The organism is Marmoricola sp. Leaf446 (assembly GCF_001424755.1).
Taxonomy (GTDB): domain Bacteria; phylum Actinomycetota; class Actinomycetes; order Propionibacteriales; family Nocardioidaceae; genus Marmoricola.
The window spans coordinates 251394-271315 of the sequence record NZ_LMRF01000002.1 but is presented as its reverse complement, the minus strand read 5'-3'; the positions used below and the strand labels follow the sequence as shown (position 1 = coordinate 271315).

General features: G+C 74.1%; 21 protein-coding genes. 5 read left to right on the top strand and 16 right to left on the bottom strand.

The annotated features are described in order from the left end of the window. Nucleotides 1-46: 46 nt before the first annotated feature. From ASG49_RS09320 to ASG49_RS09295, 6 genes are all read right to left on the bottom strand, one after another. Complete coding sequence (locus ASG49_RS09320) at nt 47-1060, bottom strand: ABC transporter permease (RefSeq protein WP_056540636.1); 1014 nt, start codon at nt 1058-1060, stop codon at nt 47-49. Between the two features lie 108 nt (nt 1061-1168). Further along, nucleotides 1169-2929 (bottom strand): ABC transporter substrate-binding protein, encoded by a 1761-nt coding sequence (locus tag ASG49_RS09315; protein ID WP_056540633.1) that lies wholly within the window; start codon nt 2927-2929, stop codon nt 1169-1171. An 87-nt stretch (nt 2930-3016) separates the two neighbouring features. Then, nucleotides 3017-4042, bottom strand: a complete 1026-nt coding sequence (locus tag ASG49_RS09310) for an ABC transporter permease (protein WP_235561999.1) — start codon at nt 4040-4042, stop codon at nt 3017-3019. 96 nt (nt 4043-4138) lie between these two features. Continuing rightward, complete coding sequence (locus tag ASG49_RS09305) at nt 4139-4369, bottom strand: SCO4848 family membrane protein (RefSeq protein ID WP_056540628.1); 231 nt, start codon at nt 4367-4369, stop codon at nt 4139-4141. A gap of 9 nt (nt 4370-4378) precedes the next feature. Further along, nucleotides 4379-4972: a sensor histidine kinase KdpD gene (locus ASG49_RS09300; protein ID WP_235561998.1), complete on the bottom strand. Its 594-nt coding sequence runs from the start codon at nt 4970-4972 to the stop codon at nt 4379-4381. A gap of 138 nt (nt 4973-5110) precedes the next feature. After that, the gene (locus tag ASG49_RS09295; protein WP_162244511.1) at nt 5111-5554 is read right to left on the bottom strand and encodes a response regulator transcription factor; all 444 of its coding nucleotides are present in this window, start codon (nt 5552-5554) and stop codon (nt 5111-5113) included. Between the two features lie 147 nt (nt 5555-5701). Here ASG49_RS09295 and ASG49_RS09290 point away from each other — a divergent pair, with 147 nt between their 5' ends. After that, nucleotides 5702-6382, top strand: coding sequence for a response regulator transcription factor (locus ASG49_RS09290; RefSeq protein ID WP_056540619.1), 681 nt, complete (start codon nt 5702-5704; stop codon nt 6380-6382). A gap of 202 nt (nt 6383-6584) precedes the next feature. On the opposite strand, the gene ASG49_RS19080 is transcribed toward ASG49_RS09290, so the two are convergent. The 8 genes from ASG49_RS19080 to ASG49_RS09255 form a co-directional block, all read right to left on the bottom strand. Then, the gene (locus ASG49_RS19080; protein ID WP_200936262.1) at nt 6585-6737 is read right to left on the bottom strand and encodes a hypothetical protein; all 153 of its coding nucleotides are present in this window, start codon (nt 6735-6737) and stop codon (nt 6585-6587) included. Next, nucleotides 6734-8161: an OFA family MFS transporter gene (locus tag ASG49_RS09285; RefSeq protein WP_056541233.1), complete on the bottom strand. Its 1428-nt coding sequence runs from the start codon at nt 8159-8161 to the stop codon at nt 6734-6736. The genes ASG49_RS19080 and ASG49_RS09285 overlap by 4 nt, the downstream gene beginning before the upstream one ends. Before the next feature lie 83 nt (nt 8162-8244). Beyond that, a complete protein-coding gene (locus ASG49_RS09280; protein WP_255355122.1) occupies nt 8245-9084 on the bottom strand; it encodes a sucrase ferredoxin in 840 nt (279 codons plus the stop codon). A 41-nt stretch (nt 9085-9125) separates the two neighbouring features. Then, the gene (locus ASG49_RS09275) at nt 9126-10268 is read right to left on the bottom strand and encodes a cupin domain-containing protein (protein WP_235561997.1); all 1143 of its coding nucleotides are present in this window, start codon (nt 10266-10268) and stop codon (nt 9126-9128) included. A 7-nt stretch (nt 10269-10275) separates the two neighbouring features. After that, nucleotides 10276-10596, bottom strand: a complete 321-nt coding sequence (locus ASG49_RS09270; protein ID WP_056540614.1) for a hypothetical protein — start codon at nt 10594-10596, stop codon at nt 10276-10278. 94 nt (nt 10597-10690) lie between these two features. Then, nucleotides 10691-11842 (bottom strand): imidazolonepropionase, encoded by a 1152-nt coding sequence (gene hutI / locus ASG49_RS09265; protein ID WP_056540611.1) that lies wholly within the window; start codon nt 11840-11842, stop codon nt 10691-10693. Beyond that, on the bottom strand, nt 11839-13056 hold the full coding sequence (locus ASG49_RS09260) for a formimidoylglutamate deiminase (protein ID WP_056540608.1): 1218 nt from the start codon (nt 13054-13056) through the stop codon (nt 11839-11841). Before ASG49_RS09260 ends, hutI begins: the two co-directional genes overlap by 4 nt. After that, nucleotides 13053-14276, bottom strand: coding sequence for an allantoate amidohydrolase (locus tag ASG49_RS09255; protein ID WP_056540606.1), 1224 nt, complete (start codon nt 14274-14276; stop codon nt 13053-13055). The genes ASG49_RS09260 and ASG49_RS09255 overlap by 4 nt, the downstream gene beginning before the upstream one ends. Here ASG49_RS09255 and ASG49_RS09250 point away from each other — a divergent pair. The 4 genes from ASG49_RS09250 (at nt 14275) to ASG49_RS09240 (ending at nt 18185) form a co-directional block, all read left to right on the top strand. Next, nucleotides 14275-14901 carry a nitroreductase family protein gene (locus ASG49_RS09250; RefSeq protein ID WP_235561996.1) on the top strand — a complete coding sequence of 209 codons (627 nt, stop codon included), beginning with the start codon at nt 14275-14277 and terminating at the stop codon, nt 14899-14901. The genes ASG49_RS09255 and ASG49_RS09250 overlap by 2 nt on opposite strands. Nucleotides 14902-15085: 184 nt before the next feature. After that, nucleotides 15086-15229: a hypothetical protein gene (locus tag ASG49_RS19075; RefSeq protein WP_170169875.1), complete on the top strand. Its 144-nt coding sequence runs from the start codon at nt 15086-15088 to the stop codon at nt 15227-15229. A gap of 200 nt (nt 15230-15429) precedes the next feature. After that, nucleotides 15430-16752, top strand: a complete 1323-nt coding sequence (locus ASG49_RS09245) for a M20/M25/M40 family metallo-hydrolase (protein WP_056540603.1) — start codon at nt 15430-15432, stop codon at nt 16750-16752. Next, on the top strand, nt 16749-18185 hold the full coding sequence (locus ASG49_RS09240) for an MFS transporter (RefSeq protein ID WP_056540600.1): 1437 nt from the start codon (nt 16749-16751) through the stop codon (nt 18183-18185). Before ASG49_RS09245 ends, ASG49_RS09240 begins: the two co-directional genes overlap by 4 nt. A 40-nt stretch (nt 18186-18225) precedes the next feature. Here ASG49_RS09240 and ASG49_RS09235 read toward each other — a convergent pair whose 3' ends face one another. Further along, nucleotides 18226-19011 (bottom strand): TSUP family transporter, encoded by a 786-nt coding sequence (locus tag ASG49_RS09235; RefSeq protein ID WP_056540597.1) that lies wholly within the window; start codon nt 19009-19011, stop codon nt 18226-18228. 34 nt (nt 19012-19045) lie between these two features. Further along, the gene (locus tag ASG49_RS18580; protein ID WP_156384260.1) at nt 19046-19648 is read right to left on the bottom strand and encodes a hypothetical protein; all 603 of its coding nucleotides are present in this window, start codon (nt 19646-19648) and stop codon (nt 19046-19048) included. Nucleotides 19649-19922: the final 274 nt, after the last annotated feature.

The following is a 19922-nucleotide window of genomic DNA, read 5'->3' as shown; positions in this document are numbered from 1 at the left end:
CCGCCGGCGGGGGCGGGGGTGGGGGTGGGCTCGGCGAGCAGGGAGTTCATCGTGTGCGCACCCTCGGGTCGATGACGGCGTAGAGCAGATCGACGACCAGGTTGGCCACGGCCACGAACACGGCGATGAGCAGCACCACGCCGAGCACCTGGGGCAGGTCGTTGGACCCGGTGGCGTCGACGGCCATCTGCCCCAGGCCGGGGAGCCCGAAGGCGGTCTCGGTGAGCACGGCGCTGCCGATCAGCAGCCCGAAGTCGAGGCCGAAGATGGTCACGATCGGGGTGAGCGCGGCGCGCAGGCCGTGCTTGGTCACGACCGTGCGCTCGCGCAGGCCCTTGGCCCGGGCGGTGCGGATGTAGTCCTCCCCCATGGTCTCGAGCATCCCGGCCCGGGTGAGGCGGGCGTACTGCGCGGAGAACAGCAGCGCCAGGGTGATCCACGGCAGCAGCAGGCCGTAGGCCCACTGCACGGGGTTCTCGGTGAAGGGGGTGTAGCTGCCGCCCGGCGGGGTGATGCCGAGCTGGTAGCTGAAGATGGCGAGCGCGACCAGGCCGGTCCAGAAGATCGGCATCGAGACGCCTGCGAGGGCGAAGGTCATGGCGGCGCGGTCGAAGAAGGACCCGCGGCGCAGCGCGGAGAGGATGCCCACCGAGAGGCCCACGATCAGCCAGAGCACGGCGGCACCGATGGCCAGCGAGAAGGAGACCGGCAGCCGGTCGAGGACCTGCGGCGTCACCGGCTCCTGGTTGCGGAAGGAGTAGCCGAGGCAGGGGGCCGGGCACTGCACGGTGCCGGCGCCGGTGTCGATGGTGGTGCCGAGGACGACGCCCTTGAGCCAGTCCCAGTACTGCACGTAGAGCGGGTCGTAGAAGCCGAGCCGCTCCGCGGTGACCCGCACGGTGTCGGCGGTGGCGGCGCGTCCGACGTAGCGCGTGGCCAGCGTCTCGGGGCTGGCGCCGGCCAGGCGCGGCAGCAGGTAGAAGATCGCGAACGTGATCATCGAGATGACGACCACGAGCCCGACCGCGGCGAGGAGCCGCCGGATGATGTAGCTGATCACTGACGTCGGCACGGTGCCGGCCCGGCCGGGTCCCTGGGGGACCCGGCCGGACCAGCGCCTACGCCTTCACCTGCTTTCGCACGGAGTGGTGGGGCGGGGCGGCAGGACCTACTGCTTGACGCCCATGGCGGTGTAGTCGTAGTAGCCGAACGACTCGTTGACGAACACGTTGGTCGCGTTCTTGCTGCGGAGCAGGACGGCCTTGGCGTAGACGCCGGGGTAGATGACCGCCTCCTCCATCACGCGCTCGTCGATGGCACCCCACATCTCGTTGCGGGTGTCCTCGTCCTGCTCGACGATCGCCTTGTCGAGCATGTCCTCGACCTCGGGGATCCGGACCGAGGTGTTCGAGGAGCCGCCGGTCTCCCGGATGACCCGACCGTCGACGATCTGCGACAGGAAGCCGTAGCCGTCGGGCCAGTCGGCACCCCAGCCGTTGACGCACAGGCCGATGTTGTTCTTCACGACGTACGACGGGAGGCCGCAGGTGCCGGAGAAGTAGTCACCCTCGGGCAGCGGACGCGGGTTGGCCTTGATGCCGACCTTCTCCAGCGCCTGCTGGAAGCCCTCGGCCGTGGCCTTCTCCTTGGGCCGCTCGGCGCGGTAGGCGATGTTGGTCTCGAAGCCCTCCGAGCCACAGGCCTGCAGGGCCTCCTTGGCCTTGTCGGGCTGGCCGTCGGGGTTCTTCTTGAAGCCCCAGAGGTCGAAGTCCTTGTAGCCCGGGATCTGCGGGGGCATCAGGGTGGTGGCGATGTCGCCGCCGGCGTACTCGCCGCCGTAGGCGTTCTGGTAGACCGTCGGGCTCATGGCGTACATGACCGCCTTGCGGCACTCGATGTTGTCCAGCGGCTTCACCGTGGGGTTGATCGAGGTGTACCAGAGGCGCGCGTTGACCGGGTTGTCGGCGCGTTCGCGCAGGTCGGCCTGCTGCAGCACCTTGGGCAGCGCCGCGGACTGCACGCCCGTGCCCGCGATGTCGACGTCGATGGTGCCCGCGACGATCTGGTTGTCGAGGTCGTTGGCCTCCAGACCCGTCTTGACGACCATCTCGTCGGGGAGCGCCTTGCGGTTGGGGTCGGTCGCGGGGTCCCACTCGGGGTTGCGCTTGAGCGTGAAGCCGCGGGCGACGTCGAAGTTGCCGTCGAACATGTAGGGACCCGACGACAGCGGGTGCGAGCGGTACTTGGAGCCGGTGTCCTTGTCCTCGGGCACCGGCGCCGTCTGCGGCAGCTGGGCGAGGTAGTCGAAGCCGGCGAACGGCTCCTTGAGGTTGAACACGATGGTCTTGTCGTCCGGCGTCTGGATCGCCCGGTCGGTGTTCGCGTTCTTGGACTTGTAGGGACCCTGGTAGCCCTCGGGCAGGTCGAGCATTGCCTCGAAGTAGGCCGGACCGTTGGGGAAGGTCTTCTTGTCGGTCGAGCGCAGCACCGCGTGCTTGACGTCGGCGCTGGTGATCTCCGAGCCGTCCTCCATCTTCACGCCGTCGCGCAGCGTGTAGGTCCACGTCTTGCCGCCGTTGCTGGACTTGCCCAGGTCGGTGGCGAGGTCGGGGGTGAGCTCGAGCCCGGCCTTGCCCGGCTCGGTCTTGAACATCACCAGGGTGCGCGCATAGTTGCGCAGCATGTCCCAGGAGTAGCCGTAGTAGGTCTCGCCCGGGTCGACGGTGTCGCCCCACTCGCCGGCGAGACCGAAGGTCAGGGTGCCGCCCTTCTCGTCGGACTCGGCCACGACGCTGCCCAACGCACCGTTGTCCAGCTGGGGCTCGTCGCCACCGCCGCCACCGGTGCCGCCGCCGGAGCCACAGGCACTCAGGCCCAGGGCGGCCACGACCACCAGGGCCGCGGCGCCTCTCTTACGGGTGATCCGCATGGTTCCTACCTCTCTCGAACTCCGGCCCAGGCAGGTGCGAGGGTCGCGGGCTGGTGGGTCGGCGACGACGGGGTGCGCTCACCCGCGTCACCGGCTGCTCTTGGGGTCGAAGGCGTCGCGCAGGCCGTCGCCGAACAGGTTGAAGGCAAGCACGGTCAGGAAGATCGCGAGACCGGGCCAGAACATGAAGTGCAGGGCGGTGTAGGAGTCGACCGCCGAGGAGAGCATCTCGCCCCAGCTCGCCGTCGGGGGCGGCACGCCCACGCCGAGGAAGGACAGCGCCGCCTCGAAGAGGATGTTGGTCGGGATCGTCAGCGTCGCGTAGACCAGGATCGGTGCGATCAGGTTGGGCAGCAGCTCGGTGAACAGGATGTAAGGACGTCGCGCCCCGAGGCTGCGGGCCGCCTCGACGTACTCCCGCTCGCGGAGCGAGAGCGTCTGGCCCCGGACGATGCGGCCGATGTAGGGCCAGTTGAAGAAGCCGATGACGAAGACAAGCAGGGCCAGCCGGAGCGGGAGGCCCTCGAGCCCGAAGGCCTCGTTGGGGAAGACGCCGGAGAGCGCGATGGCGAACACCAGGAGCGGGAAGGCCAGGAAGACGTCCATGACGCGGGAGAGGACCGCGTCGACCCAGCCGCCGAAGAAGCCGGCCACGACGCCGACGACGGTGCCGATGACGACCGAGACCGTGGTCGCGAGGATCGCGATCAGCAGCGAGATCCGCGCGCCGTAGAGCACCCGGCTGAAGATGTCGCGGCCGTTGCCGACCTCGAGGCCCATCGGGTGGGCCCAGCTCATGCCGCCGAAGAAGCCGTTGGGGACGCCGCCGAGCGCCATGTCGAGGAGGTCCTGGTGGTACTCGTCCGGGGGCCCGCCGGTGACCTTGACGATGAGCGGGGCCAGCAGCGCCACGGTCACCAGGAAGACGATGAAGAACGCGCCCGTGAGGGCGACCTTGTCCTTGCGGAGGCGACCCCACGCGATCTGGCTGAGGGAGCGGCCCTCGATGTTGCGCTCCCCCACGACGACCGCTTCCGGGTCCATCGCGTGACCGGGCTCCTCGAGCGTGCTCAGCGCGACCTCCTCGGCCGTGACGGACGTGGTCCGGACCACGTCGGTCGGCGCGGTCGCCCCACCTTGGTCCCGGCCCCGGTGGCGGTCAAGCACCGCCCGGGCCGCGTTGCCGAATCGTGACCGCGGCCGGCCGGGTCAGCGGGCCGAGCGTGCGGTGCGCTGGGCCCGGAGCGCCTGCAGCCCCCAGCGGCCGAGCACGGCCGCGATCAGCAGGTTGACCACGATGAGCACGCCGTGCGCCACGAAGTAGCCGGTCGGCCGCTCCTCCTCGGTCTGCACCAGCGCCTTGGTGAACTGGGCGTAGGTGAGGACGTTCCACACGGCGACGGCGAGCAGGACGAGGGCGTGCTTGCGTTCGAGCTTCACCCGCCCAGCCTAGGCAGGCACCGACGACCCCGGGGTCTCCGCGTCGTCGTCGCTCGTCCCGGGCATCCGGGCGCAGAGCGCGTCGGCCCCGCCCAGCGCCTCGACGACGGCACCGACGAGGTCGACCATCTCGCCGCGCTGCAGGCCGTCGCGCGCGCCGTCGAGCAGGGTGCCGACCACGGTCAGCAGCCGCGCCGCGTTGGCGTCGATGCGCTGCAGCATGCGTGCCTGGTCCTCGTCGAGCCGGCCGGCCTCACCGTCCAGCAGCAGCTCGACGTAGCCGAGCACGGCGGTGAGCGGCGTGCGCAGCTCGTGGTCGACCGCGGCCAGGACCCGGCGACGGGTCTCGGGGGTCTGGGGCAGGCGGGAGGCGACGACGTACGCCGGCAGCGGGTGCGCGACGTGACGGTCGGCGCGGCGACGACCGAACGACCGGTGCGTGCCCAGCACCGGCCCGGTGGCGCCGCGGACCGCTCCCGGGGTGCGGCGCGCGACGCCACGGGACGGGCGTCCGGCCGGTCCGGAGGTGGTGCGGCGACGGCGGGGTCGCAGCACCGCGGGACCGCCGTGCGGGGCGGTCACGGACGGGGGCGCGGGTGGCACGGGTGGGGCATGCTCGGAGCCTGTCAGCCGCACGACGCCGCCGGCAGGGCCCCAGGCACGATCCTCCCTAGTGCGTAGGGACCGTCCCGACCTGGCCGGACGGGTGGCCGGACGGGGGCCCGGACGGGGCCCATCGGCTCAGCCGCCCTCGACGAGCTGGCGCAGGGCCGTGGCCGCGGACGGGCTGGTGAGCACCACCTGGCCGGCCGCGCAGCGCGCGAGCAGGTCGGGCAGGTCACGGGCCGGCTCGCCCTTGACGAGGTAGCCGACCACCCCCTCGCGCAGCAGCTCGACCACGGTGGCGGTCGGGGCGTGGGCGGACAGGGCCACGACCCGCACCGGGTCGAGCTGCCCCTGGGCGACCGCGACACGCAGCGCCCGGGCGGCCGCCACGCCGCCCTGGGGCATCCGCACGTCGAGCAGGACCAGCTCGGCGCGGGACTCGTGCACGGCCCGGACGACGTCGGCGCCCGAGGTGCGGGTGCCGACCACCTCGAAGCGACGATCGGCACCGACGACCTCGACGAGGGCCGTGCGGAACAGCTCGTCGTCGTCGGCGACGAGCACTGGGGTGGCGCGCACGTGGTCTCCCTGCTCCGGTCGCTGCACATGGTGCCGTGCAGGACGATCCCCGGAAACGGGTGACGGCGCCATCATGTCTAGTACCTTGGGGCCAGTTCCCGTCCGTGGCCGGTCCCCTCCGCGGCTCGGGGATCCCGGGGGAGGGACATGGCCGAGGACCAGGACGACGTCGTGGAGACCGACGCGGAGCCGCGCGTGCGGGTGCTGGTCGTCGACGACCACGCCGTGCTCGCCACCAGCCTCGGCCAGGTGCTCGACGCGGAGCCCGACCTGACGACGGTCGGCGTCGCGGGCACGCTGGCAGAGGCCCGCTCGCTGCTGCGGTCCACCCGCCCCGACGTGCTGCTGCTCGACCACCGCCTGCCCGACGGCGACGGGGTCGCCGCGATCCCCGAGCTGCAGGCGCTGCGCCCGGAGGTGCAGGTGGTGGTGCTGACCGCGAGCGCCGCCGACCACGTGCTGATCGCCGCGATCGAGGCCGGCGCCTCGGGCTTCGTGTCCAAGACCCGCAGCCTCGACGAGGTCACCGGCGCCGTGCGCGCCGCCGCCTCGGGCGAGGCGCTGATCAGTCCCGAGATGCTGGCGCGGCTGCTGCCGCGGCTCTCGCGCGGCTCGCAGCGTCACCACCAGGAGCTGACCGAGCGCGAGCGCGAGGTCCTGGGCCTGCTGGCCGGTGGGCTGACCAACGCGGCGATCGCCGCCGAGCTGGTCGTCAGCGTGCACACCGTCCGCAACCACATCGCCAACCTGTCGGCCAAGCTGGGGGCGCACTCCAAGCTCGAGGCGTTGTCCATCGCGGTCCGCGAGGGCCTGCTGCCGGACCGCTGAGGCGGCGTACGACGGACCGGGATGGTGCATCGGCACCAGGGCCAGCTGGGACGCAGCGCTCAGGTGTGGCACCGGCCGGCCGGGCAGACTGGGGCACGGTGGGGTTCGACCCCCCTGCCCCGCCGACGAGACGCCAGGCCCGGTGGCACCCCCGGCCGTCCCCCCACGGTCCGGGAGCCGCCGGGCCTGGTCCTCGGGCGGGTCAGCCCAGCAGCTGCGCGGCCTTGACCAGCGTCTGCCACAGCCCGTAGGCCAGCGGCACCGACACCAGCAGCCAGGCCAGCGCCACCACGAGCGCGCTCGTGGGGCTGGTCGAGCCGGACGTGCGGGTGCCGTCGTCGTGGGTGCTGCTCATCGGGTGCCTCCTGTGGTGGCGGGCTCGCCCGCGGGGTCGGTGTGGTCGCCGCGGCCCGCGTGGGACCGGACCGCCTCGTCGTCGAAGTGCTTCTCGTCGACCGTCTTGATCAGCAGGTTGGCCACGAAGCCCACCGCGAGCACGATCACCATGGTGATCAGGGCCGGGTGGTAGTCCTCGGCGACCAGGCTGCCGGGCTCACCGGCGGCGTCGAGGAAGCCGTTGACGATGAGCGGGCCCATCACGCCGGCGGCCGCCCAGGCGGTGAGCAGCCGGCCGTGGATGGCGCCGACCTCGAGGGTGCCGAAGAGGTCCTTGAGGTAGGCCGGGACGGTGGCGAAGCCGCCGCCGTAGTAGCTGATGATCAGCAGGGCGAGCACGACGAAGACCGCGGTCGAGGTCTGGCCGAAGGTGGCCAGCAGGATGTAGAGGACCAGGCCGACGCCGAGGTACATCATGTAGATCGGCTTGCGACCGATGCGGTCCGAGGCGCTGGACCACACGAAGCGCCCGGCCATGTTGGCCAGGCTCAGCATGCCGACGAAGCCGGCCGCCTCGGCGGCCGAGACGGTGGAGTCCTGGCCGTCGCGGAAGAAGTCCTGGATCATCGGCGCCGCCTGCTCGAGGATGCCGATGCCGGCGGTGACGTTGCAGAACAGCACCACCCACAGCAGCGCGAACTGCGGCGTGCGGATGGCAGCCTTGGCCCGCACCAGCGCACCGCCACGGCCGGGCTGGTGGGCGGCGGTCGCGTCGTCGCCGAAGCCCTCGGGGAGCCGGATCAGGGAGGCGCCGATGAGCATGAAGACGAGGTAGACCAGGCCGAGGGTCAGGAACGTCGCCGAGAGCGCGGAGGCGCTGGCGCCGTTGCCGCTGTTGGCCGGGTCGAACTGCGGGTCGTAGATGCCGAGCAGCAGGTTGGACAGCGGCGAGGCGATCAGGGCGCCACCACCGAAGCCCATGATCGCCATGCCGGTGGCGAGGCCGGGCTTGTCGGGGAACCACTTGATCAGCGTGGAGACCGGCGAGATGTAGCCGATGCCCAGGCCGATGCCGCCGATGACGCCGTAGCCGAGGTAGAGCAGCGGCAGGCTGCCGATGGCGATGCCCAGCGAACCGACCAGGAAGCCGGTGCCCCAGCACAGGGCCGCGGCCACCATCGCCTTGCGGGGGCCGTTGCGCTCCACCCAGGTGCCGAGGACGGCGGCGCTGAGGCCCAGCATCACGATGGCGATGGAGAAGATCCACGCGACCGCGGTCTGCGAGGACTCGAAGCGCTGCACCAGCGAGGTCTTGAAGACCGAGAAGGCGTAGACCTGCCCGATCGACAGGTGCACGCACAGCGCCGCCGGCGGGATGAGCCACTTGCTGTAGCCCGGTCGGGCGACGGTGTTCTTCTTCTCGAGAAAGGCCAGTCCAGCCATGCACACCTCCATGTGATGACCGGCGGGTACCCGCGCAGTGGTGGAGGAAACAACAACCGGACCCCGAGCGCTCCGGGGCCGGCTCAGACCCGCTCGAGCGACAGCACCTCGAAGACCGGGACCCGGCCCGGGCGCGCGGCCCCGCAGGTCAGCCGTCCCTCCACCTCGCCCTCGCCCCGCCGCACCCGGACGACCCAGGTGTCCTCGCCGTGGGCGAACTCGGTCAGCTCCCCGTCGCGGCGCACGACGCGCACGGCCGACTCGCGGTCGTCGCCGAGGTGGCGGCGCAGCGCGACCTCGGCGTGCTGGACGTGCATCGGGCGGCTGGAGCGGCCGCGCAGCCGGTCGAGGTCGAGCCGTCCCGACTCGTGGCGGTCGGCCAGGCCGGCGGCGTCGGCGGCGGTGACCTGGCCGTAGTAGAGGCCCTGGGGCAGCACCAGCACGTTGGCGGCGAAGCGGTCGCCGCCGACGTGCGAGACCTCCCAGGTCTGCTCGGGGCGGATCGCGGTCAGCGCGGCCGCGACGGGACGCCCGCGCTCGGCACAGCACGCGTCGTGGCGGCCGTGGGTGCACACGCCGTACAGCGGCTCGGTCACCGGCACCCAGCCCGGCGGCTCCTCGCCGCGGGCGAGCGCGGCGGTGTCGAGGTCGAGCAGCTCGCGGTGGTCGGTGACCTCGTGCCGCAGCAGCCGCTGGGTGTGGGGGAAGCAGACGTGGACGGCGTACGTCGGGCCCCGGTGGGCGCGGTGGTGCCGCCGGGCCAGCAGCACCCGGACCGCCCCGATGCCGGAGAGGTGACGGCGGACGTCCTCGTCGAGCCGGCTGTCGCGCAGCACCGCCGTGCCCCACGGGCCGTGGTGCTCCACGAGCAGGAAGGCGGCGACGTGGGTGGCGGTGCCCGCCGGGTCGTCGGCCCGCTCCAGCGCGGCGGCCGCGCAGCGGAAGGGGGCGACCGGGACGGCGCTCAGCGTCGTACCTCGAGCAGGCCCTCGCGGACCAGCCGCCGGCAGAGCACGAGGGCGCTGGCCGGGTCGAGGTCGAGGTCGTCGGGCACCAGCTCGGGGGTGTCGCGCAGCTGCTCGACAGCCGCCCGGATGCGGATCGGCACGCTCACCCGGCGGTCGCCGAGCAGCAGGTGGAGCTGCTCGCCGTCGGCCCGGAGCACGCAGGGACGTCCCGCACGACGGCGCAGCGGGGTGTCGCCGGTCATCGCGGCGAGCTCGCTGCGGTCGAGCAGGCCCCCGGCCAGCGGGCTGACCCGCTGCTGGAGGAACGCGTCGACCTGGGCCGCGGCGACCTCGCCCGGGTCGACGGACCGCAGCGCGGCGGCGAGGCCCTCGAGCCGCTCGGCCAGGCCCTCGGCGACCACGTCGGGCCGGGTCAGGTGCGCTGCGGGGAGGTGACCGTCGAGGTCGAGGCCCTGAGCGGCCTCGCGCACGGCCCGGTCGACCAGGGTGCGCCAGGTGAGCTGGTTGATGCCGATCGTCACGTGCAGCGAGACGGTGTCCTGGGCGCGCGCCGCGTGGGGGGTGCCGGTGGGGAGGTACATGGACAGGCCCGGCTCGAGCAGCACCTCGCGGGGCTCCTCGTGCTCCTCCAGCGGGGCCGGGTGCACCTCCCACAGCTTGGAGCCGTGGGTCTGGAAGACGAAGACGTCGTGGCTGTCGCTGTGCACCGCGAAACCCTGGTTGCCGGGCGGCGTGAGGTAGGCGTTGGCCTGGCAGGGGTGGCCCAGCGCGACCTCGAGCTCGGCGACGAGCCGGGTCAGCGGCGGCCAGTAGCGGTGCAGGCCCTGGAGCACGACGGTGGCGCCGCCCTCGAAGAGGTCGAGCACCTTGCGGGCGTCGACCAGGCCGGTCAGCGGCTGGCCCGCGATGGTGGAGCCACCGCGGGTGAAGGCGGAGGCGGGCAGCACCGCGCCGTCCTGGGCCACGCGCACGGCCGGCGTGCGGATCGCGGTCGCGGTCAGCAGGTGGTCGACGTCGGCCAGCGACAGCACCCCGGCCAGGTCGGCTGCGGGGTCGGTGTGGTGCAGGTGGACGCGGGACGCCCAGACCTTCTCCACGAAGGTCTGGGCGTCACCGCTCAGCAGGTCGAGCGCGTCCAACGTGGGATCAGGCGTCCGTCGCGTCGGAGGCGTCGGAGTCGCTGCCCGGCGCGTCAGCCGGACCGTGCGAGCTGCCGTCGCTGCCGGCGCCGTCGGTGCCGTCCGAGGCGTCGGTGTCGCTGCCCGGCGCGTCGGCGGGGCCGTGGGAGCTGCCGTCGCTGGCGTCGCCGTCGGTGCCGTCGGAGGCGTCGGTGTCGCTGCCGGGGGCGTCGGCGGGGCCGTGCGAGCCGCCGTCGCTGGCGTCGGCGTCGGCCGGGCTGCCGGTGGAGCCGGCGGTCGGGGTCGTGGTGATGTCGTCGTCGCCCAGCGGCTGGTTGCTCTCGGTCATGTGCGCCTCCTCGGTAGGGGTCGGCGCTGCGGTGCGCCGTACGTCCCGGGTGCCCGTTCCGCCGGACTTGAATCGCTCCCGGGGCGCACCCGGCTCAGCCGAGCACCTCGGCGACGAGCGGGACCCCCGGCCGGTAGGCGAGGTGCACGTGGGAGGGCGCGTCGAGCACCGTCAGGTGGGCCCGTCGGCCCGGGGCGAGGACGCCCACGTCGTCGCGCCGCAGCGCCCGCGCGCCGCCGGCGGTGGCCGCCCACAGCGCCTCGGCCGGCGTCATCCCCATCTCGCGGACGGCGAGGGCGACGCACAGCGCCATCGAGGAGGTGTACGACGAGCCCGGGTTGCAGTCGCTGGCCAGGGCGACCGTCACGCCGGCGTCGAGGAGGGCGCGGGCGTCGGGATAGGGCGAGCGGGTGCTGAACTCCACGCCGGGCAGCAGCGTCGCCACGGTGCCGCTCCCGGCGAGCGCCTCCACGTCGGCGGCGTCGAGGTAGGTGCAGTGGTCGACCGCGGCCAGCCCGAGCTCGCAGGCCAGCCGTACGCCGGGGCCCGGTCCGAGCTGGTTGGCGTGGAGCCGACCGAGCAGCCCGGCCCCCTCCCCCGCCGCGAGCACCGCGCGGGCCTGGTCGACGTCGAAGGCGCCGCGCTCGCAGAACACGTCGATCCAGCGCGCGTGCGGGGCGGCGGCGGCCAGCATCGGCCCGGTGACGAGGTCGACGTACGCCGCGGGGTCGTCGGCGTGCTCGTGCGGCACCACGTGGGCGCCGAGGAACGTCGTCTCCTCGGTCCAGCGACGGGCGATGGCCAGCGAGCGGGCCTCGTCGTGGACGGTGAGGCCGTAGCCGCTCTTGACCTCGACGGTGGTCGTGCCCTGCCGGCGCATCTCGGCCAGGTGGCGCGCCAGGTTGGCCTCGAGCACCTCGTCGGGCGCGGCCCGGGTGGCGGCGACGGTGGTGCGGATGCCGCCCCCGTCGTACGCCGTGCCGGCCATGCGCGCGGCGAACTCCGCCGACCGGTCGCCGGCGAAGACCAGGTGGGAGTGGGAGTCCACGAACCCCGGCACCACCGCCCGCCCGCCGAGGTCGCGGGCGTCGTCGGTGGCGGGCGCGTCCTGGCGACGTCCCACCCAGGCCACCCGACCGCCCTCGACCACGACCGCGGCGTCGGCGAGCACCCCGCTCGGGGTGCCGTCGTGGACGGGGTCGTTGGTCACCAGCTCGGCGATGCCGGTCAGCAGGATCGCGCTCATCGGGTGCCCTCCTCGGGGAACGGTCGTACGTCGGCCCCGCCGGCCGCGAACACCAGCGTCTCGGGCGTCGCGCCGCAACCACGGGTGCGGACGGTGTCGAGGTCGACCGTGACGAGGTCGGCGCGCTGGCCCAGCGCAATCGCGCCCGCGTCGTCGAACCCCAGGCTCGCGTGCCCGCCGACGGTGGCCGCCGCCAGCAGCTCGGTCGCCGCCCAGTGGCCGCGCCGCTGCGTGACCAGCCGCTCGTCGAGCTCGACGGCCCGCATCTCCTCGAACAGGTCGATCACCGCGTGGCTGTCCGAGCCCAGCGTCAGCACCGCGCCGGCCTCGTGCAGCCGTCGCGACGGGCCGACCCCGTCGGCGAGGTCGCGCTCGGTGGTCGGGCAGAAGCAGACGCGGGTGCCGGTCTCGCCCAGCAGCCGGACGTCGTCGTCGCTCAGGTGCGTGGCGTGGACCGCGGTGGTCAGCGGGCCCAGCGCGCCGGCGTCGGCGAGCAGCCGGGTGGGGGTGCGACCGGTGGCGGCCAGGCAGGCGTCGTTCTCGGCGACCTGCTCCGACAGGTGCACGTGCAGCGGCCGTCCCGCGGCGGCCTCGACCACCGTGGCCAGCTGCTCGGGCGGCACCCCCCGCACCGAGTGTATGGCCACGCCGACCCGGTCGTCGTCGAGCGCCGCGACCCGCTCGGCCCAGGCGTGGGCGTCGCCGTCGGAGTAGCGCCGCTGCACGCCCTCGGGCTCGCGGCCGAACCCGGCGGCGAGGTAGCAGGTGTCGAGCAGCCGGATCCGGATCCTGGCGTCGTCGGCCGCGGCGAGCAGGGCACGGCCCATGGCGTTGGGGTCGTCGTACGGCGTCCCGTCGGGCTGGTGGTGCAGGTAGTGGAACTCCCCGACCGCGGTGATGCCGACGGCCCGCATCTCGGCGTACACCTCCCGGGCGAGCTCGAAGTACGAGTCGGGCGTGAGGTCGGCCGCCACGGCGTACATCTGCTCCCGCCAGGTCCAGAACGTCCCCCGCTCGGCCTGCGTCCGGCCCCGCAGCGCCCGGTGGAACGCGTGGCTGTGGCAGTTCGCGAGGCCGGGGATGGTCAGGCCGGGGACGTGGGTCGGGGCGGTCCCGGTGCCCACCTCGGTGATCACGCCGTCCACCACCTCCAGCCGTACGCCGGAGGCGACACCGTCCGGGAGCAGCGCGTGCTCGAGCAGGTACGCCGTCACGCGACCAGCTCCTCGAGGACGGCCGCCAGCGCGTCGACGCCGGCCAGGCAGTCGGTGAGGTCGGCGTGCTCGGCCGGCGAGTGCGAGACGCCGGTCGGGTTGCGCACGAACAGCATCGCGGTCGGGACGCCGGCCGCCGCCAGGACGCCGGCGTCGTGGCCGGCCAGCGACGGCACGACCGGGACGTCACCGGGACCGCCCCACGGGCCCAGCACCCGCGCCAGCCGCGCGGTCAGCGAGGTGTCGAAGCCGACGGCACCGGAGACCGACTCGGGCGTGACGGCCAGGGCGGTGCCGTCGCCGGAGGCGCGCTCGGACCCGGCCCGGCCGATCGCCTCGACCAGCTCCTGCAGCGCGACGTCGGAGCCCGCCCGGGCGTCGAGCCAGGCGGTGACCCGCGAGGGCACCGCGTTGGTGCCGTTGGGGGCGACGTCGAGCCGGCCGAAGGTCGCGCGCGGCCCGGTCGTGCCGGCCGCGGCGGCCGCCGCCAGCGCGGTCGCGGCGTAGGACAGCATCGGGTCGCGACGGTCCTGCATCCGGGTGGCGCCGGCGTGGTTGGCCTCGCCGGTGAAGTCGAAGCGCCAGCGGCCGTGCGGCCAGATCTCGCCGGCCAGCCCGACGGCCGCGTCGCGGTGCACCAGGTCGCGGCCCTGCTCGACGTGCAGCTCCACGAAGCAGCCGACCCGGCCCAGCCAGGACGCGGGACCCGGGTCGGGCTCGAGTCCGGCGGCGGCCATGGCGTCGAGCAGCGGCACGCCGTCGCGGTCGCGCAGCTCGCGCGCCGCCTCCGGGGTCGTCGCGCCGGTCGCCAGCCGCGAGCCCAGGCAGGCCAGCCCGAAGCGCGATCCCTCCTCCTCCGCGAACGCCGCGACGACCACCGGTCGGGTCGGCGCCACGCCGCGCTCGCGCAGCCGGTCGATCGCGGCGAGCGCGGAGACCACGCCGAGCGGGCCGTCGTACGCCCCGCCGTCGAGGACCGAGTCGAGGTGGCTGCCGACGAGGACGGCGTCGTCGCCGGAACCCCAGGTCGCGAGCAGGGTGCCGTTGCCGTCGGCCTCCAGCGCCAGCCCCCGGGCCGCGGCCTGCTCGACGAACCACGCCCGCAGCTCGCCCTCGGCGGCGGTGAAGGGCTGCCGGAAGTAGCCGCCGCTCCTCGCCGAGCGGCCGACCGGCGCGAGGTCGCGCCACATCTGCTCGAGGTCCGCGTGCGGTTCAGCCATGCTGGGCCCCGTGGAGTTCCGCGAGGTCGTACGCCGCCGCCGCATGGTGCGCAGCTACACCGACGAGCCCGTCGACCCGGCCGTCGTCGACCGGGCGCTCGCGCACGCGACCCGGGCGCCCAGCGCGGGCTTCAGCCAGGGGTGGGGCTTCCTGGTGCTCGACACGCCGGCCGACGTGGCGGCGTACTGGCGGGCCACCAGCGACGACACCGAGGCCCCCGGCCGCTGGCTGCGCGGCATGATGCGCGCCCCGGTCGTGGTGGTGCCGTGCTCGAGCAGGGCGGCCTACCTGGAGCGGTACGCCGAGCCGGACAAGGGCTGGACCGACCGCGACGAGGCTCGCTGGCCGGTGCCCTACTGGCACACCGACGCCGCCATGGCCGCGCTGCTCATCCTGCAGACCGCCGTCGACGAGGGCCTGGGGGCCTGCCTGTTCGGGGTGCCCGCCGACCGCGTCGAGACGCTGCGCACGGCCTTCGGCATCCCGGCGACCTTCGACCCGGTCGGTGCCGTGACGCTCGGCCACCCGGCCGACGGCGGCGCGGCCGGCTCGCCCGCACGACGGGCCCGACGACCCCTCGACGAGGTCGTCCACCGGGGCTCCTGGGGCGCCGCCGGGGACTGAGCCCGGACGGCACGGACGGGGGTGGCGGGTCACGCGACCAGTCCACCGGACCCGCGCGGGCGCCGCCACCACGACCCCCCGCCGCACCGTCTCGGATCCGAGACCACACCAGTGTCGTTTGGAGGGGCGCGCTAGGGGTACGTTCCTCAACGACGGGGGGTTCCGTCACGAAGGGAGTCAGGACATGGTCGTCCTGGGTTTGATCCTGCTCATCATCGGTCTGGTGCTGCCCCAGTCCATCCTCACCACGATCGGCATCATCTTGATCGTGGTCGGCCTGGTGCTCAACCTGGTCCCGATCGGTGGCAGCCGGCGGCGCGTCTTCTAGCGTCTCGTCCGGAGGCACAGCTCCACTGCAACGAGACACCCACCCCGGGTGACGACCCGGGACGAACAAGCCCCACGGCGCACCACGGCCCACGGCTCCGAAGGCCCCGGACCATCTCGGTCCGGGGCCTTCGGCACGTCCCCGTCCGCACCGGTCGTCGTCCCGACCGTCCCGGCCCCGCGATGGCCTAGCCTCACCGCGTGGACGCCGACGTCGAGAAGCTGTGCCGCCTCGTGCGGATCCCGACGGTGTCCTCGACCGACGAGGCCGAGGTCGACGCCGAGGTGTTCGAGCGGTTCCTGGCCGCGCTGGCCGAGGAGTTCCCGCTGCTGCACGAGCGGCTCGAGGTCACGCGCGTGCGCGACCACTCGCTGCTGCTGCGGTGGGCCGGTCGCGACCCCGACGCGGCCCCCGTGGTGCTGATGGCCCACCTCGACGTCGTCCCGGTCGATCCCACGGCCCCCTGGCAGCACCCGCCCTTCGGGGCCGAGGTCCACGACGGCGCGGTGTGGGGGCGCGGCACGCTCGACGACAAGGGCTCGCTGGTCGCGACCTGCGTCGCCGTCGAGCGGCTGCTGGCCGCCGACGCGGTGCCGGCCCGGGACGTGTGGCTGTCCTTCGGTGCCCGCGAGGAGGTCTCCGGCGAGGACGCCGCCGCGGCCGTCGGGCTGCTGCGCGAGCGCGGGGTGGCGCCGTGGTTCGTGCTCGACGAGGGCGGTGCGGTGGCCCACCAGGCCTTCCCCGGCGTCGCCCCGCCGCTCGGCGTCGTCGGCGTCTCCGAGAAGGGCACCACCACGCTCGAGCTGGTGGCCGAGGGCCGCGGCGGCCACTCCTCCACCCCGTCGCGCGGGGGTCCGACGGCGCGCATCGCCCGGGCCGTCGTACGCCTGGAGTCGCGGCCGTTCCCCGCCCGCCTGCCCGCCCCGACCGCCGAGCTGTTCCGCCGGATCGCGCCCCACGCCCCGCTCCCGCTGCGGCCCCTGTTCGCCGCCGCCTCCCGGCTCGAGCCGCTGGTCACCCGGGCGCTGCTGGCGGCCGGGCCCGAGCCCGCCGCCCTGGTCCGCACCACGATGGCGGTGACCCAGCTGTCCGGCTCGCCCGCCCACAACGTGCTGGCCTCGCGGGCCACCGCAGCCGTCAACCTGCGGATCCTGGTCGGCGACACCGTCGCCAGCGCCACCGAGCACGTCCGCCGCGCGGTCGCCGACGACTCGATCACCGTCACCGTCCTCGAGGCGGGCGAGCCCTCCCCCGTCTCCCCCGTCGACGACCCGGCGTTCGAGCTGCTGGCGGCCACGATCGCGGCCGAGTTCCCCGACGCCGTGCCCACGCCCTACGTGATGATGGCCGCCACCGACAGCCGCTTCTTCACCGCGATCTGCGAGCGGGTCTACCGGTTCACGCCGTTCCGGATGACCAAGGAGCAACGCGAGAGCATCCACTCCTACGACGAGCACGTCGGCGTCGCGGACTGGCTCGCGGGCGTGGCGTGGTACGAGCGGCTCCTCCGGGACCTCCCGTGACCACCGCGACCCGCCCGTCCACCCCACCGGTGGTGCCCGGGCTCGTGGCGGCCGTCGGGTTCCTGGTCTGCGTCGAGCTCGCCAGCGGTGTCCTGCAGGGCTACTACACGCCGGTGTTCAGCGACATCGCCCGCCACCTCGGCATCCGCGACGCCGACGTCAACTGGTTCGAGGCCGCCCAGCTGGTCGTCTCCGCGCTCGTGGTGCCACTGCTCGCCCGGCTCGGCGACCTGTGGGGCCACCGGCAGGTGCTGCTGCTCTCCACCGGCGTGACCGCGATGGCGTCGTGGGGCGTCGCGGTGGCGCCCGACTTCACGACCTTCCTCGTCGCGTGGGCGCTGCAGGGCTGCTACGTCGTGTGGCTCCCGCTCGAGATCGCGATCATCCACCGGCGCACCGCCGGCAGCGGCGCCCAGGGCCGGCTCACCCGGCGCGGGGCCGCGCTGCTGGTCGCGGCGCTGGAGCTCGGCGTGATCGCGGGCGCGCTGACCAGTGGCGCCCTGGTCGGCACGCTCGGCATGACCGGCCTGCTGGCGCTGCCGGCCGTGGCGGTGACGGTCTGCCTCGTGGTGATCTGGTGGGGCATCGCGCCGACGCCCCCGGTCGCGACCGGGCGGCTGGACCTGCCCGGCCTCGGCCTGGTGACGCTGCTGATCAGCCTGGTGATGGCCGGGCTGGTGCTGGTCCGCGTGGTCGGCCCCGGCTCGGTGCTGCCCTGGCTGGCGCTGCTGCTCGGCGCGCTCGTCGCCTGGCCGTTCGCGCGGGTCGAGTCGCGCACGCCGGAGCCGCTGATCGACGTACGCCTGCTCGCGACGCCCGCGCAGTGGCCCGTCCAGCTGACCGCGTTCCTGTTCGGGGTCTCGGTGCTCGGCGCGCAGATCCCGCTCTCGACGTTCGCCCGCACCGACCCGGCTGTGACCGGCTACGGCCTGGGCGCCTCGGCGGGGTTCGTCTCGACCCTGATCGGGGTCTACGTCGTGTCCCTGCTCCTGGGCGCGCTCGCCCTCCCGCTGGCCGCCAGGCTGCTCTCCACCCGCGGCGCGATGCTGGCCGCCTGCCTGCTGGTCGCGCTGGGCTACGGCCTGTTCCTGCCGCTGCACGACACCACCACCCAGACGCTGCTCAACCTCGCGGTCGCGGGCCTCGGCTCCGGGGTCCTCGTCGCCGCCCTGCCCGCCGCCGCGGCGGCGGCCGCCCCGCCCGACCGCACCGGCTTCGTGACCGGGATGACCAACACCACCAAGACCATCGGGGGCGCGATCGCCTCCGCGCTGTTCGCGATCGCCCTCGCGGCGACCGGCTCGCTCGAGGGCGCCGAGGTCGGGGCCGCCCCGCTGTCGGGCTACCTCACGGTCTGGGCGATCTGCTCCGGCACCGCGCTGGTCGCGGCGCTCAGCCTGCTGGTCGTGCCCCGCGACGCGTTCGCCGACTGAGCGGACCGGGATCCCCGGGCCTCCGATCCGTTGGTGGACCTCAGCCCCACCAGCCCAGCACCTCGCCGCCCAGGCGCACGACGAACGCCGAGACGACCAGCAGGAAGAACACCCGCACGAACGCCGCTCCGCGCGAGACCGCGGTGCGGGCGCCGACGTAGGCCCCGACCAGGTTGCCGAGCCCGATCAGCAGGCCGACCTTCCACAGCACGGCGCCCTGAGGGACGAAGACGACCAGCGCGGCGACGTTGGTGGCCCAGTTGGCGATCTTGGCCTTGGCCGAGGCCTGCAGGAAGTCGTAGCCGAGCAGCCCCACCAGCGAGATGACGAAGAAGCTGCCGGTGCCGGGACCGAGCACGCCGTCGTAGAACCCGACCACCACGCCGGTGACCATGGCCGCCGCGGCGTGGTGACGACCGGTGAACCGCAGCGCGGTCACCTGTCCGAGCTCGGGGCGCAGCAGGACGTAGCCGCCGACCACGACCAGCACCACGAGCACGATCGGCACGAACGCCTCCCGCGGCAGCCGGCTGGCCACCAGCGCCCCCAGCACGGAGCCCGCGAAGGCCGTGACCATCAGGGGCACGAAGGTGCGCGGGTCCGGGCGGACCCGGCGGCCGTAGGTCAGGCTGCTGGCCGAGGTCGAGAACACCGAGCCGAGCTTGTTGGTCGCCAGCACCTGCAGCGGCGAGGCGCCCGGGAGCCCGACGAGCAGCGCCGGGAGCTGGATCAGGCCGCCACCGCCCACCACCGCATCGACGAACCCCGCGGCCAGACCGGCCAGGACCAGCAGCGCCAGGACGGTCAGCGAGAGGTCGGCGGGCACCCCGGGATGCTAGGTCGTCGCGAGGTGGGGGCGGTCAGTCGGTCAGGTTGCCGATGGTGCCGCCGGCACCGGCCGCGCCGCCCCCGGCGGCTGCGGAGACGACTCCGCGGGTGGTGAGGGCCGCCAGTGGCGAGGACGCCGCGTCGCCGCCTCGCTCCAGGTGCGTCGCCTGGGCACGCAGGGCGGTGACGACGTCCCGCGCCCGGGGCACGTCGCGCTCCACGACGTCGGCGAACCGGCGCAGCAGCCCCGGGGGCTGCGAGGCCTTGACGTAGGCGCTGAGCAGCAGCACCGGGACGAGCACCGTGCCCTGCGGGGACCGCACGGTCAGGTTGAGGCCGCCGCCCCGGTTGTCGACGAGGCGTACGTCGGTCGCACCGGCCAGCTCGACCCGCCGAGACCGGGCGAGCCACCGGGTCCGGGTCAGCGTGCCTCCCCGGTCGTCCAGGCGCACGCGCGCGCTCAGAGCCCGAGCTGCGAGGAGGCCGAGGACCACCAGGAACCCGGCTGCGAACGGGAGGCTGGCGGGTTGCACCACCGAGATCGCCACCGAGACCACGACCAGGGCGACGCCCGTGCCGACGACCCACGCACGGCTCGAACGCGTCGCCAGGCGAGGCACGACCACCTCAGTCATGCTCGCCCTCCGCCGCCAACGCGTCGATCTGCGCATCGTCCACGGCCACATGATCCCCGACAGGGAAGACCGTGTCCCTCTCCTCGCGAGAGCGCGGGCATGCGTCACGGGTGCCACCTCCACCCCGCCCGTAGGCTGGCCGCACCGGATCAGCCCTCGGAGATCACCATGACCGACCCTTCGCGCCACGACGTCGACCGCGGCCGCCGTCACGCCCGCGCCGAGCAGGAGCGCGACGACCGCACCGGGCGCAGCGCGTCCAACGCCCGCATCC